The organism is Yoonia sp. (assembly GCF_965660735.1).
Taxonomy (GTDB): Bacteria; Pseudomonadota; Alphaproteobacteria; order Rhodobacterales; family Rhodobacteraceae; genus Yoonia.
Window position 1 is genome coordinate 25,116 of sequence record NZ_CBFIBD010000018.1, and the last position, 12,779, is coordinate 37,894.

The 12,779-nt window shown below is 61.7% G+C and carries 12 protein-coding genes; 6 read left to right on the forward strand and 6 right to left on the reverse strand.

The annotated features are described in order from the left end of the window. Positions 1-17: 17 nt before the first annotated feature. The 6 genes from ACTG4B_RS08535 (at position 18) to ACTG4B_RS08560 (ending at position 5,296) form a co-directional block, all read left to right on the forward strand. Positions 18-1,175, forward strand: a complete 1,158-nt coding sequence (locus tag ACTG4B_RS08535) for a M20 aminoacylase family protein (RefSeq protein WP_439155275.1) — start codon at positions 18-20, stop codon at positions 1,173-1,175. Positions 1,176-1,229: 54 nt separating this feature from the next. After that, positions 1,230-2,201 carry an agmatinase gene (gene speB / locus ACTG4B_RS08540; RefSeq protein ID WP_439155276.1) on the forward strand — a complete coding sequence of 324 codons (972 nt, stop codon included), beginning with the start codon at positions 1,230-1,232 and terminating at the stop codon, positions 2,199-2,201. Continuing rightward, the gene (locus ACTG4B_RS08545; RefSeq protein WP_439155277.1) at positions 2,198-2,641 is read left to right on the forward strand and encodes a DUF1499 domain-containing protein; all 444 of its coding nucleotides are present in this window, start codon (positions 2,198-2,200) and stop codon (positions 2,639-2,641) included. Before speB ends, ACTG4B_RS08545 begins: the two co-directional genes overlap by 4 nt. Before the next feature lie 18 nt (positions 2,642-2,659). Then, positions 2,660-3,715, forward strand: a complete 1,056-nt coding sequence (prfA, locus tag ACTG4B_RS08550; RefSeq protein ID WP_439155278.1) for a peptide chain release factor 1 — start codon at positions 2,660-2,662, stop codon at positions 3,713-3,715. Then, entirely contained in the window at positions 3,712-4,563 is an 852-nt protein-coding gene (gene prmC / locus ACTG4B_RS08555; RefSeq protein WP_439155279.1) for a peptide chain release factor N(5)-glutamine methyltransferase, read from the forward strand. The genes prfA and prmC overlap by 4 nt, the downstream gene beginning before the upstream one ends. Positions 4,564-4,765: 202 nt before the next feature. Next, on the forward strand, positions 4,766-5,296 hold the full coding sequence (locus tag ACTG4B_RS08560; protein WP_439155280.1) for a DUF4167 domain-containing protein: 531 nt from the start codon (positions 4,766-4,768) through the stop codon (positions 5,294-5,296). 24 nt (positions 5,297-5,320) lie between these two features. On the opposite strand, the gene rsmA is transcribed toward ACTG4B_RS08560, so the two are convergent. Genes rsmA through lptF form a run of 6 tightly spaced genes read right to left on the reverse strand, consistent with a single transcriptional unit; the run spans position 5,321 to position 12,745 of the window. Next, positions 5,321-6,169 (reverse strand): 16S rRNA (adenine(1518)-N(6)/adenine(1519)-N(6))-dimethyltransferase RsmA, encoded by an 849-nt coding sequence (rsmA, locus tag ACTG4B_RS08565; RefSeq protein ID WP_439155281.1) that lies wholly within the window; start codon positions 6,167-6,169, stop codon positions 5,321-5,323. Positions 6,170-6,218: 49 nt separating this feature from the next. Further along, complete coding sequence (gene pdxA / locus ACTG4B_RS08570) at positions 6,219-7,184, reverse strand: 4-hydroxythreonine-4-phosphate dehydrogenase PdxA (RefSeq protein WP_439155282.1); 966 nt, start codon at positions 7,182-7,184, stop codon at positions 6,219-6,221. Next, entirely contained in the window at positions 7,181-8,425 is a 1,245-nt protein-coding gene (locus tag ACTG4B_RS08575; RefSeq protein ID WP_439155283.1) for a peptidylprolyl isomerase, read from the reverse strand. Before ACTG4B_RS08575 ends, pdxA begins: the two co-directional genes overlap by 4 nt. Beyond that, complete coding sequence (locus tag ACTG4B_RS08580) at positions 8,425-10,524, reverse strand: LPS-assembly protein LptD (protein WP_439155284.1); 2,100 nt, start codon at positions 10,522-10,524, stop codon at positions 8,425-8,427. The genes ACTG4B_RS08575 and ACTG4B_RS08580 overlap by 1 nt, the downstream gene beginning before the upstream one ends. Further along, positions 10,524-11,618: an LPS export ABC transporter permease LptG gene (lptG, locus tag ACTG4B_RS08585; protein WP_439155285.1), complete on the reverse strand. Its 1,095-nt coding sequence runs from the start codon at positions 11,616-11,618 to the stop codon at positions 10,524-10,526. The genes ACTG4B_RS08580 and lptG overlap by 1 nt, the downstream gene beginning before the upstream one ends. Further along, the gene (gene lptF, locus ACTG4B_RS08590; RefSeq protein WP_439155286.1) at positions 11,615-12,745 is read right to left on the reverse strand and encodes an LPS export ABC transporter permease LptF; all 1,131 of its coding nucleotides are present in this window, start codon (positions 12,743-12,745) and stop codon (positions 11,615-11,617) included. The genes lptG and lptF overlap by 4 nt, the downstream gene beginning before the upstream one ends. Between the last annotated feature and the right edge of the window lie 34 nt (positions 12,746-12,779).

The window sequence follows — 12,779 nt, forward strand, 5'->3', positions numbered from 1 at the left end:
CAGCCGGAGTGCCACCCATGCCCGTGATCAATCGGATCGCCGATTATGCCGATGAAATGACGGGCTGGCGCAGGCATTTGCACGCGCATCCGGAATTGAACTTTGATTGCCACCAGACCGCTGCCTTTGTCGCGGCGCGGCTGCGGGATTTTGGCGTGGACGAACTGCATGAAGGGATCGCCACAAGCGGTCTGGTGGCGATCATCAATGGCAGCGTGGCAGGGCCGACAATCGGGCTGCGTGCTGATATGGATGCGCTGCCCATGGACGAGACCACAGGGCTGGATCATGCCGCGACCGTGGCCGGGCGGATGCATGCCTGTGGCCATGACGGGCATATCACCATGCTGTTGGGGGCCGCGAAATATCTGGCGGAAACCCGCAATTTCGCGGGCCGCGTCGCGCTGATCTTTCAACCTGCCGAGGAATTGGGTGGCGGTGCGCAGGTGATGGTGAACGAAGGTATCCTAGACCAGTTTGACATTGCCCGGGTGTTTGCGCTGCATAACGCACCGGGCACGCCTGTGGGGGCGTTCTATACCACGCCGGGGCCATTCATGGCGGCGGTTGATTCGTTTGATATTCACATTACGGGGCGCGGCGGGCATGGCGCGATGCCGCATGAAACCGCCGATCCCATCATGGCCGCCGTGGGGATCGTGCAGGCGATCCAGACCATTGTCAGCCGCAACCACACCGCCACGAACGATCTGGTTGTCTCGGTCACGCAGATCCACACGGGCTCTGCCGACAACGTGATCCCCGGCACTGCCTACATCAACGGCACGGTGCGCACATTTGACCCGGCGGTGCAGGCCATGGTCATGGCGCGGCTGGATCAGATCGTCGCGGGGCAGGCGGCGGCCTATGGCGTGACGGCCGAATTGATCTATGACGTGGGCTATCCCGCGACGGTGAATGACCCTGAAAGCACCCGCTTTGCTGCTGATGTCGCGCGAACGGTATCGGCGGATGTGGTCGCGGACCACGGCCGCCAGATGGGGGCCGAGGATTTCGCCTATATGCTGGAAAAACGCCCCGGCGCCTATCTGTTCATTGGCAATGGCGATAGTGCGGGGCTGCACCACCCGGCCTATGATTTCGATGATGGTGCATCTCCGGTTGGGGCATCGTTCTTTGCGCGACTGGTGGAACGCGCCCTGCCTGTGGGGTGATCAATTTTTCAGGATTCGATATAAGACAGACCAGAACACGCAAAGAGGACCGACATGGCATTGGAAGACGCAAAAGGGCAGGTGGATCTGGCATTTACACGCGCTGACCGGCGGGGGCTGGCCTATGAAAACGCCTTTGGCGGGGCCACGTCATTTCTGCGTCGCAGCTATACCAAGGATCTGACGGGCGTCGATCTGGCTGTGACAGGTGTGCCATTCGATCAGGCCGTGACACACCGGCCCGGCTGCCGCTTTGGTCCCCGAGCTATCCGCGAGGCATCGTGCCTGCAACCCTATGATCCGCCCTATGGGTGGGACGGGTTCGACCCCTTGTCGGAATTCTCTATCGTCGATTATGGCGATATGGCGTTTGACTATGCCAATGTCGCAGGCGTGCCCACTTTGGTCGAGGCGCATATCGCTGCCATCATCGCCCAGGGCCCTGCCACCGTGACGCTGGGGGGCGATCACTTTATCACTCTGCCGATACTGCGGGCCTATGCGGCGAAATACGGGCCGTTGTCCGTGATCCAGTTTGATGCACATTCCGATCTCTGGGCCGATGATGACTTGGACCGGATTGATCACGGCACGTTCATGTACAAGGCCGTCAAGGCGGGGCTGGTCGATGTCGCCCGGTCCGTGCAGATCGGCATTCGCACGGAATGCGACGACTATCTTGGCATGCCCTATATCGACGCGCGCACCTGCCACGAAAAGGGGCCTGCCCATGTCGTGGAGCGGGTAAAGGACATCGTGGGCGATTGTCCGGCCTATATCACCTTTGATATCGACGCGCTTGACCCCGCCTTTGCCCCCGGCACCGGCACGCCGGTCTGGGGCGGGCTGGCCAGTTGGCAGGTGGCGGCGATACTGCGCGATCTGGCGGGGATCAACATGGTTGGCGGTGACGTGGTCGAGGTATCGCCCCCCTATGACACCACCGGTGCCACGGCTATTGCTGGCGCGCATGTCGCGATGGAACTGTGCTGTCTTGCGCTTTGGAATAAAAGGGGAAAAGCATGACGATGGCATCCCGTGTCCTTGCAATACTGTTCCTGATGACCCTTGCCGGCATGGCTTATATCCGGCTGGCACCGATGGACCCTGCGCGCGTGCATCAGGCGTCTGCCCCACGACCGCCGGGCGATTATGCCGCCACAGGCGGGTTCACTGCCGTCCGCAAGATCACGGCACCCGCGCCAAAGGTGCTGGCCACCCTTGAACAACGCGCCCTTGCCACACCGCGCACCCGATTGTTCGCCGGCAGCGTCGATGAGGGGATGATCACCTTTGTCACCCGGTCACTTGTGATGGGGTTTCCCGATTACACCACCGTTCGGGTCGGGGGTGACACCCTGACGATCCACGGGCGTTTGCGCTTTGGTCAGTCCGACCTGGGGGTGAACCGCGCGCGGGTGCAGGGGTGGCTGGATACGCTTGGCCCCTTGACCGAGCCGCTGTGATCGGCCAATCGGTGCCCTATGATAGCCTCTGACAAGATTGAACAACTGATCGACCGTTTCCAGTATCTGGAGGCCAGGATGGCCGAAGGTGCGGCGGGCAGTGAAATCGCGGCCCTCGGGCGCGAATATGCCGAATTGCGCCCTGTCGTTGAAACCGTGACCGCCTACAAGGATCTGCTGGCACAGATCGCGGACGCGCAGGCGATGCTGAAAGATCCCGAAATGCGCGAACTGGCCGAGGCGGAGTTGCCCGACCTGCGGGCGCGGCTGGAGGCATCCGAAGAACAGGTGCAACTTGCCCTGCTGCCCAAGGACGCGGCCGATGCCCGCCCCGCGCTGATCGAAATCAGACCGGGCACCGGCGGGGAAGAGGCCTCTCTCTTTGCAGCCGATCTGTTGCGGATGTATCAGCGCTATGCCGAAAAGCAGGGCTGGAAGTTTGAAATTCTTGAACACAGCGAAACCGAACTGGGCGGCATCAAAGAGGTCGTCGCACGCGTCGCCGGTGACGGCGTGTTTGCACGCCTGAAGTACGAAAGCGGCGTGCACCGTGTCCAGCGCGTGCCGGAAACCGAAAGCGGCGGACGTATCCATACATCTGCCGCAACGGTTGCCGTCCTGCCCGAGGCAGAAGACGTCGACGTGCAGATCAACCCGAATGATTTGCGGATCGATACGATGCGGGCCTCTGGATCCGGCGGGCAGCACGTCAACACCACCGATTCGGCCGTGCGGATTTTGCACATTCCCACCGGCATCATTGTTGTCAGCGCGGAAAAATCCCAGCATCGCAACCGCGAAATCGCGATGCAGGTGCTCAAAACCCGCCTGTTCGACCTTGAGCGCCAGCGCGTGGACAGCGCCCGATCCGCCGACCGCAAAAGCCAGGTCGGGTCGGGTGACCGGTCCGAACGCATCCGCACCTATAATTTTCCCCAAGGGCGCCTGACCGACCACCGGATCAATCTGACACTGTATTCGCTGGGGCAGGTGATGCAGGGCGATCTGGACGAAATCATCGACGCGCTGCAAGCAGAGGCACAGGCGACGCTGCTGGCGGAAATGGGCGCGTGACAGGCACGGTCCGGGACGGGTTGGCGGCGATCACCGCCTGTCTGCGCGACCATGACGCGCCCGATCCCCCGCGCGAGGCGCGCTTGCTGCTCGCGCATGCAATGAACGCGGCACCTGACCGGATCACGCTGATGGCACAAGACAGCCTGCCCGCAGCCACGCTGGTGGATGCGCGCGCACTTGCCGCAAGGCGCGGCGCTGGCGAACCGATCAGCCACATCATCGGACGGCGCGCGTTTTATGGCCGTGATTTCATAGTGAACGCGCATGTCCTTGATCCACGCCCCGAAACCGAATGCCTGATCGCAGAGGCCCTGCGCGGGCCGTTTTCGCACTTCCTTGACCTTGGGACCGGCAGCGGCGCCATCGCCGCAACACTGGCGGCAGAGCGCCCTGACAGCACCGGGGTTGCAACGGATCTGTCAGAACAGGCGCTTGCGGTGGCCCGGCAGAACGCCAGGGCCCTGGGCGTCGCAGCGCAGCTAGACTTTGTCCCGTCAGACTGGTGCGGCGCCGTGACAGGACAGTTCGACCTGATCGTCTCGAACCCGCCTTATATCGCGGCGGATGAAATGGCATCCCTGCAACGCGAGGTGCGCGTTTTTGAACCGCGCATGGCATTGACCGACGAAGGTGACGGTCTTGGCGCTTACCGCATCATCACTGCCGGTGCGCCGCACCATCTGACGCCCAACGGCCGGTTGATGGTCGAAATTGGCCCCACCCAGGCCAAAGAGATTTCAAGGATGATGCAGGCGGCGGGTCTGGTCAATGTCCGCGTCGTTCCCGATCTGGATGGACGGGACCGCGTCATTATCGGCCATATGCCCCCCCGTGCGGGCCACTGAGCGGGAAAATTCGTTTTTTGAACAAAATTTGACTTGTCATGAGGCAACCCCCATGTTTATTCAAGAGTGTCGGTAGGTAAGAGGGTCTTTGGCCTTCTCCCCGAACAGTCGCCAGAACATCGCAAGGCCAGATATTCACGACGCGCATCAGGGCGCGACATGGGGCCAGCGCAACGTAAGCCAAAGGCTTGAAAGCAGACTTATGAGATCATCGAAGTCACGGTCGCGGAACAAGAACCGCAATACCCGTCCTACGGGCGGAAATATCATCAATCGGGTGTTTGAAAGCAGCGGACCCGATGGCAAGGTGCGCGGAACACCGCAGCAGATCATCGAAAAGTATAATCAGTTGCATCGTGATGCGCAGCTGTCCAACGACCGTGTGAACGCGGAAAACTTTGCCCAGCACGCCGAACATTACACCCGCTTGCTGGCCGAAGCCCAACGCGAGGTAGACGCCAAACGCGAAGAAATGGAAGAACAGAACCGTCAACGTCAGGCCGACCGCGACCGCGAGCGGCAGGACCGCCTCAAGGCGCAGGAAGCTGCCTCGAACGATCCCGGGGCGTCTGAACAGCCGGACATCAATGAGGCGGCTGACCAACAAGACTCCGGGCTTGTCGAAACCCCCGAAGAAAAGCCAAAACCGCGCCCGCGCAAAACCCGTGCCCCGCGTAAGCCCAAACAGACCGAGGGCGATGACAACAGCGCATCTCCAGAGGCCGCAGAATAATCAAAACCCCTGATATCAGGGGTTTTATTCTGTCCCGGCGTCCAGTGACCGGGCCAGTGCACAAAATTCCTCCAGGCCAACTTGCTCGGCCCGCTCTGTCGGTTTGATCCCGACCGATGTCAGGTGGTCCTCGATTTCCGGAGACAGCGATCTTAACGCCGACCGCAGCATCTTGCGCCGCTGGTTAAAGGCAGCCGCTACCACTTTGTTCAAAGTGGCTGGGTTGGCCGGGTAACGCGGCGCGGGCAGGGCTGTCAGGTGGACAACAGCGGAATTGACCTTGGGTGGCGGGCTGAAAGCCTCTGGCGGCAGTTCCAGCACAATGCGCGCATCGGTGCGCCATTGCGCCAGCAACGCCAGACGGCCATACGCCTTGCTGCCCGGGGTGGCCACAATCCGCTGCGCGACCTCGCGCTGGAACATCAGGGTCAGACTGTCCCAGAATGGCGGCCAGGTGGGCGGGGTCAACCACCGAACCAGCAATTCGGTGCCCACATTATACGGCAGATTGGCGGCCACCTTGATCGGGGGCGTCAGGTGCGCCAACGGGTCGATCTCAAGGGCATCCCCCCCAATGACGGTCAACCGCCCCGGATAGGCGTGCGCGATCTCTTGCAGCGCGGGCAGACAGCGGGGGTCTTTTTCGATCGCCAGCACGTGGCGCGCGCCTTCGGCCAGCAACCCGCGCGTCAAACCCCCGGGGCCGGGGCCAATTTCGAGCACATCGGCACCCGTCAGATCACCCGCCAGACGGGCAATTTTTGCCGTCAGATTCAGATCAAGCAGAAAATTCTGACCCAGGGATTTCTTTGCCGCCAGATCAAATCTGTCAATTACCGCGCGCAGCGGTGGCAGATCATCAATGCCGCTCATCGCTTCTTCCGAGCATAAATATCCCCGCCGGAGGCTCCTGCGCCCACCATCACGCGCGCGCGTCAGCCATGTGGGCGGCCATTCTGATCGCGGCAATCATTGATGTGGCATCGGCCACGCCCTTGCCTGCGATATCAAAGGCGGTGCCATGATCGGGTGATGTGCGAATGATCGGCAGGCCCAGCGTGACATTCACGCCGCCGGAAAAATCAAGCGTCTTGATCGGGATCAGCGCCTGATCGTGATACATGCAGACGGCCACATCATATTGGTTGCGTGCGCTTGTGTGAAACATTGTATCGGCGGACAGGGGGCCGGTGACATCCAGCCCTTCGGCCCGCAGGGCGTTAAGCGTGGGGATGATCATGTCGATCTCTTCGCGCCCCATCTTGCCGTCTTCACCTGCATGGGGGTTCAGGCCCGCCACGGCGATCCGGGGTGCCGCGATCCCGAAATCGCGGCGCAAGGCTGCGTGCGTGATCAGGATCGTATCCGTCAGCAAGGCGGCCGTCAGCGATGTCGGCACGTCTGCCAGCGGAATGTGGATCGTGGTGGGCACCACCCGCAGCGCGTCGCATGCCAGCATCATGACCACCCGATCGGTGTTACATAAGGCCGCCAGATATTCGGTGTGCCCGGGATATGCGAAACCGGCCCCGTCAATCAGGGCCGCCTTGTGGATTGGGGCCGTGCAAAGGGCACGGGCCTGCCCGCTGCGGACAAGCGCCACGCCGGTGGCGATCGCGTCGATCACGCCTTGGGCATGATTGGGATCGGGGTTACCCGGGCTTGCGGCGGACCCAAAGTCGCGCACCAGAACAGGCAGCGCCTGGGAACAGACGGCGGCTGCCTGTGCGGCGGTCTTTACGGGTGCGACAGGCGTGCCGGCGGGCAGGTGCCGCGGGTCCCCTATCCAAAGCAATGGCAGATCCTCACGCACCGCAGCCCAGGTTGTGGCCGCGATTTCAGGGCCAATGCCTGCCGGTTCCCCACAGCTGATCACGATCGGGTTCATTGCGCTGTGATGGTCGCAGAGGCTTGAAGATCCGCCACCAGGGCACTCGCCAGCCCTGCCAGTCGTTCGCTGCGGATCTGGCTGCGCACCGTCTCGCGGTCCAGACCCTCCTGGCCGACCGCAGTGCGCCCGCACAACATCAACAAAACCAGTGTCTGCCCGTTGTCCCGCGTCAGATTGACCGAGATTTCACCCGGATCCAGCCTTGCCAGCTCCAGCGCGATGTCGTCGGGAATGTCCTGCGGCGGCAGATCAACCCGCGTCAGCACCTCGGGGGGCTGGTTGCGGGCGACCCCGTACAGGTCGTCGCAAGTATCAAGCTGACGGGCGATATCGGCCGCCTTTGCGCGGGCCGCTGCGGTCTGCCCGCCGGGAATAACATAGGTGGCGTAGGCTATGCGTGCCGGCGCTTGCACCCGAAGCCCTGTTTCACGGATGCCGCGCATCTGGAACAGGGCGATGCCGTTCGGTATGTTGATGGGCTGCGTCACCTCGCCGGGGCGCAGGCCCAACAGCAGGCTTTGCAGTTGCGGCGGGTAATTGCTGATCGGCAGCCACCCGAGCCGTCCACCATCCGCGCGCGACGGCAGCGCCGAGACCTGTCGCGCGGCGTCTTCGAATGCCGAAAAAGACCGCAACGCCGCAATCTGGCCTGCGACGCGCTGTGCGTCAGCGGCCCGTTCGGGTGGTGCGGGGATAATGATTTCAGACAAGAGCACCTCTATTCCGGCGCTGCCGGTGCCTTGACGGGCGATCGCCCGGTCAACGTCGGCTTCGGTCACACTCACCTGCCGGCCAAAGCGGCTGCGCACGTAATCCCGCCAGCTGACGCCGACGCGGACGAAATCCTGCAATGTCACCAGATCAACACCATTTTGCGCCAGCATCCGGGCAAATTGATCAAGGTTCATGTTGGCCCGGGCTGCAAAATCTTCCATCGCGGTGTCCAGGGCATCCTCGGACAGGCGCAGGCCCACACGGTCCAGTTCCTGTTCCTTGAGCCGGTCTTCGATCAGGGCATCGCGGGCGGTCTGCTCCAGATCACCGGGGGTGCGGAACACCTCCAGCAAACGGATCCGCTGGGTCAGTTCATAGCGGGTGATCACCCGGTCGTTCACGGTAATGGCGGGGTCGAACTGCCCTTGGGCCGTGGCTGATGTGGTCAGACCACCCGCCATCAGCATGGCCCAGAAAACGGCGATTATAGTAAAGGCGCGCATGCGGTTCCTCGTCTTCGTCATCAATTCATGCAGGCTGCGGCAGGCCCGCCCTGTGACCGGCCTGCCGAAAAGCCGGTGAGCGACCCAGAAAGCCCGAACGTCGTCGTCGGCTCGACTGTAGAGGAAGACGTGTAGCGGCGCGAGGCGGAAACGTCGATGGTCACACATTCGTTGCGCCATTCAAATCCGATTCCGGCGCGCACCGGTCTGTCCGCTGCCACGTCATAGCGACCGTCCAGTGTCATGGCCCACGCGGGCGAAAGTCGAAAGCCGGCGTCCAAAGTCCATTCCGACACGGTTTCGGGCCGGTCCTCTGTCAGGTCCTTGGCCTGCCAGATATACGCAGCGGCCAGTTTCACCGCATCGTTGCGCCATGCGATCCGGTTGTCCGCGCGTGTCAGACCGGTCGATCCATCCACAAGGGTGCGCGTGTCGAAAACGAACCCGTCCGGCGTGATGACCTGCCCCCCGATCAGCCAGTCCGATGTTGTGCCGTCCAGCCCCGAGGACGGTGAAAACGCACTGACGGCGCGATCGCGGAAAATCTTTCCAAACGTCAGCGACGACGTCGTGCCAGCGGCCCCCACGCGGGTCCATGTCAGGCCGACGGCCGCCTGCGTTCCGGTTTCGACGGCGTCATCGCCGGTAAATCGTTGCGGATTGAAAAGGTTGGCGCGGTCCAGTTCGCTGCGTGTGCTGTCTTCGTTCGGGGGGGTGCCGCCATAGGCCGCCGCCCAGCCGATACCGATCGTCGGTTCGATCAGATGCGCAACACCGCGGGCCCCGCTGCGCACCAGCGGATAGCGCAGTGTCAGACCTGCCGACGGGACAAACCGCAGATCGGTTCCGGGGTAGGTGCTGTCGTCTGAAACCTGAAACAGATCGGTGCGCGCCCCGAATGACGCGGTGCCCACGACACCACTGTTCAGGACCCAATCCTGTCGCCACGTGCCGCGCACACCTGCCCGTGTCACATCACGCCCCGCTTCCCCGTCGATCGTGCTGTAACGATAGGCGGTATCGACGCTGCCACCCAGTGTCAGCGAGCCGCCAAATCCGGGCCGGGTCCGTGTTTCATAGGTTGCCTCGGCCACGATGGGGGGCAGTGACGCGTTGGATTCGTCGTCGCGCAGGGTTTGGTAATACGTCAGGTTGGCGTCTTGCAGGGTGCTGTCGGTCACGCGCAGCAAGGCGATGGCACTGTCCAGCCGGTCCTTGCCGGAATAGCTGTAATCCAGCAGATAGGCTGGATCGCTGACCGCTTCGACGTCGAAATTCAACTGATACCCATCCGCCAGCCGGAAATCCGCGCGGGCGAATACATAGGACCGGTTTTCATCCACCAGCGTATCATCGCTGATTGCGCCTTCTATCCGCACATCCCCGCGGACAAAGGCCTGTCGATAGATGATTTCCAAGGTGCTGGTTTCGGACGACACATAAGGCGTCAGCGTCACGTCGCGATAATCGCCCAGCGTGATGAAATAGGGGATCTTGAAACCGGACCCCAACTGGCTTGTGTTGCGCTGGCGCGGGATCAGAAACCCGCTGGACCGGTCAAGCGCGGGATCAGGCAGGCGCATCCGGGGGAGCCAGAAGATCGGTACGCCGCGCACCCGAAAGGTCGCATTATCAAAGTAAAGCTGTTGTTCCTGCGCATCGCGGATCACCCGTTCGGCCCGGATTTCCCACAGCGGTGCGCGGGTCCCGCATACCTGACAGGATGTCGCGGCCGTCTTGTAAAGCTGCGCATAGCGTCCGTCGGTCTGGCTGATCTGATTGGCGACCAGTTGTAACTGTTGGTTCAAAACCAGTCGCGCACCAAGCAGAATGCCGTTTTCCAGCTTTGGATCAAGGGTCGCCTGATTGGCGGTCATAAGCGTGCCATCTGGTGTTCTGATCACGATTGGCCCGATGATCGTCAGCCGGTCGGTGGGTTGATCATAGACGATGCGCGCCGCACGCAGGCTGGTGCCCTGATAGAACGCCTCGATGTTGCCACTGGCGATCAACTGGTCCTGCCCGTTCAGCGTCACACTGTCCGCGACCAGCGTGGCGGCCCCCTGTGCGCTGGCCAGACCCGGCAGCAGGATGAGGAATAAAAATGCGATGATCCGCATCAGCCCTCCTCGTGATGCAAAAGAAAGCCCAGCGACAGGCCAACTGCGGCAATCGGCGGTGCCCAGGCGGCCAGCACTGCGGGCAACTGTCCGTTTTCACCCAGGACCTGAGCGAAATTGCGGATGAAATAGATCACAAAGGCCAACATGATCGCAAACATGACCATCAACCCGGTGCGCCCGCCACGTTGATGGCGCAGTGTGAAACTGGCACCGATCAACACCATCGAGACCAGAAAGACCGGCAACGCCAGTTCGGTATGGAACCAGACCAGATGCCGCTGGGCCGAAAACCCCGCCGTGCGGAGCCGGTCGATGAAAGCTGGCAGTTCCCAGATCGGGATAGACGCCGGGGTGCCGAAACTGTCGCGGATCTGGTCAGGGGTCAGCGCGGACGCAACAGAAAGCTGATCGCGTGTGATTGCCGATGCTTCGGGGACGGCGGCGGTTTCCAGATCCCAGATCTTGGCGTCGGTGACGGCCCAGGCGCCAGGGACCAATTCGGCCGATGCGGCCTCGATTCGCTGGCTGGGGCGACCATCGGGGGTGAAGGTCATGAAGCTGACATTCTTGAGCGCCGTGCCGTCGAGATTGGCGCTTTGGGCGCGAATGACGGTTTGCCCGTCGCGGCTGCCTTGCCGCAGCCACAGCCCAGAGGTGCCGATAGACAGCACCGATGTTGCACCGCGGATTGCATTTGCACGCGTTTCAAATTCCTTGGATGTGCTGGCCACGATGGGGTTCAACGCGGCGACCGCGACCAGACCGATGAGTAACGCCACGCCCAGCGGTGCCAACAGCGCCCGCAGCGCCGAACGCCCCGCAGCACGCGTGACGACCAGTTCCGATGACCGCGCGAGGCTCAGAAACAGGCCAATCGCCGCAAGGATCATAATCAGCGGCAGGATGCGATAGATCCCTTGCGGGACGTTCAGCAGCGTCAGCATGAAGATATCGACAAAGCTGGCTTCGGTGCTGGCGTAACGGCGCAGCTGTTCGACAAGGTCGAGGAATGTCATGGTGATAAAAAACACGGCAAATACGCCAAGAAACGTCATCAGGAAACGGCGCGCAAAATAACGATGCAGGATCATGGTGCCACACCCCCCTTGATCCGGCGTTTGAAAAGATAGGGCCGTGTTGCCGCAAACAAGAGAGCCCAGACGATCAGGGCGCCCGCAAGGACAGGGAGATAGGTAGCGAACCAAAGCGTTTCATTCGCCCGCGCCATGTTCAGCCCAGCGGTTTCAACCGCCTTGACCACGACGATAAGGCCAATGGCGGCGACGATCTGTCGCCAGACCCCGAACCGGCTGAACCCACCGACCATCAGGGCGGCGAACCCCAGCAGGGCCGCGACCATTCCCAGAAACGCCTGACTGAACCTGTCGTGACCACTGGATAACAAACGCGCCGCACTTTGCCCGGTTTCGGCAACCAGTGCAGGTGTGGGGCGCAGCAATTCCCACGTGGACAATTCGCCCGCGCGACGGCCAGTGCTGTGGCGGCGGGTGATCAGGTCCGTAATGTCATAGGCCAGATCGGTGAATGAGGTGGTGAACAACCGTTTGTCGTCGCGGCGCAGCGTCTGGGCCATACCGTCGATCATGACAAGATGCGTTTCATCGCCTTGCCGCAGCAAAAAGGCGCGCGACGCCGTGTATGTGACCTGTTCTTCCGCGCTGCGGGTGTCGGATACGAAGATGTCCAGCAATTCGCCGGTTTCCGTGATGTCACGGATATAGAAAGTGACACCCCCTACCGGTTCGATGAACTGCCCCGGCGTCAGCAACCGTGCGGTCATGTTTTCCGCGATATCCGCCTGCCGTTCCGATAACCGCGCATTACTGAGCGGGACAAGTAAATGCATCAGCACCGACATCAACACAGCCACGATGATTCCAAAGTAAAGCACCGGACGCGCCAGCCGGAAAGGCGAATAACCTGTGGCCTGAACCACAACCAATTCCGAGTCCGTCGTCATGCGATTGGTCACATAGACGGCCGCTGCAAAAGCGGCCAATGGCAGCGCCAGCCGGATCACGGAAGGCAGCGAAAGGGCTGTGAATTCGACGAAAACAGCCGCCGATTGCCCGTCTGCGATCAACTGATCGAACAGGACGACCGCCTTGTTGATCCAATAGACCATGACCAGCACCAGACTGAAAAAGCCAAACAGCATCATCAGTTGCGACAGCAGATATCTGTCAAATCGGCCCAATGCCCGGTGTCCTTTGCGCTGCCTGCCTCGCGGT

Bases quoted from the DNA above. Each gene is read 5' to 3' on its own strand.
- ACTG4B_RS08535 (WP_439155275.1), top strand. From the start codon at position 18: ATGCCCGTGATCAATCGGATCGCCGATTATGCCGATGAAATGACGGGC.
- speB (WP_439155276.1), top strand. From the start codon at position 1,230: ATGGCATTGGAAGACGCAAAAGGGCAGGTGGATCTGGCATTTACACGC.
- ACTG4B_RS08545 (WP_439155277.1), top strand. From the start codon at position 2,198: ATGACGATGGCATCCCGTGTCCTTGCAATACTGTTCCTGATGACCCTT.
- prfA (WP_439155278.1), top strand. From the start codon at position 2,660: ATGATAGCCTCTGACAAGATTGAACAACTGATCGACCGTTTCCAGTAT.
- ACTG4B_RS08560 (WP_439155280.1), top strand. From the start codon at position 4,766: ATGAGATCATCGAAGTCACGGTCGCGGAACAAGAACCGCAATACCCGT.
- rsmA (WP_439155281.1), bottom strand. From the start codon at position 6,169: ATGAGCGGCATTGATGATCTGCCACCGCTGCGCGCGGTAATTGACAGA.
- pdxA (WP_439155282.1), bottom strand. From the start codon at position 7,184: ATGAACCCGATCGTGATCAGCTGTGGGGAACCGGCAGGCATTGGCCCT.
- ACTG4B_RS08575 (WP_439155283.1), bottom strand. From the start codon at position 8,425: ATGACGAAGACGAGGAACCGCATGCGCGCCTTTACTATAATCGCCGTT.
- ACTG4B_RS08580 (WP_439155284.1), bottom strand. From the start codon at position 10,524: ATGCGGATCATCGCATTTTTATTCCTCATCCTGCTGCCGGGTCTGGCC.
- lptG (WP_439155285.1), bottom strand. From the start codon at position 11,618: ATGATCCTGCATCGTTATTTTGCGCGCCGTTTCCTGATGACGTTTCTT.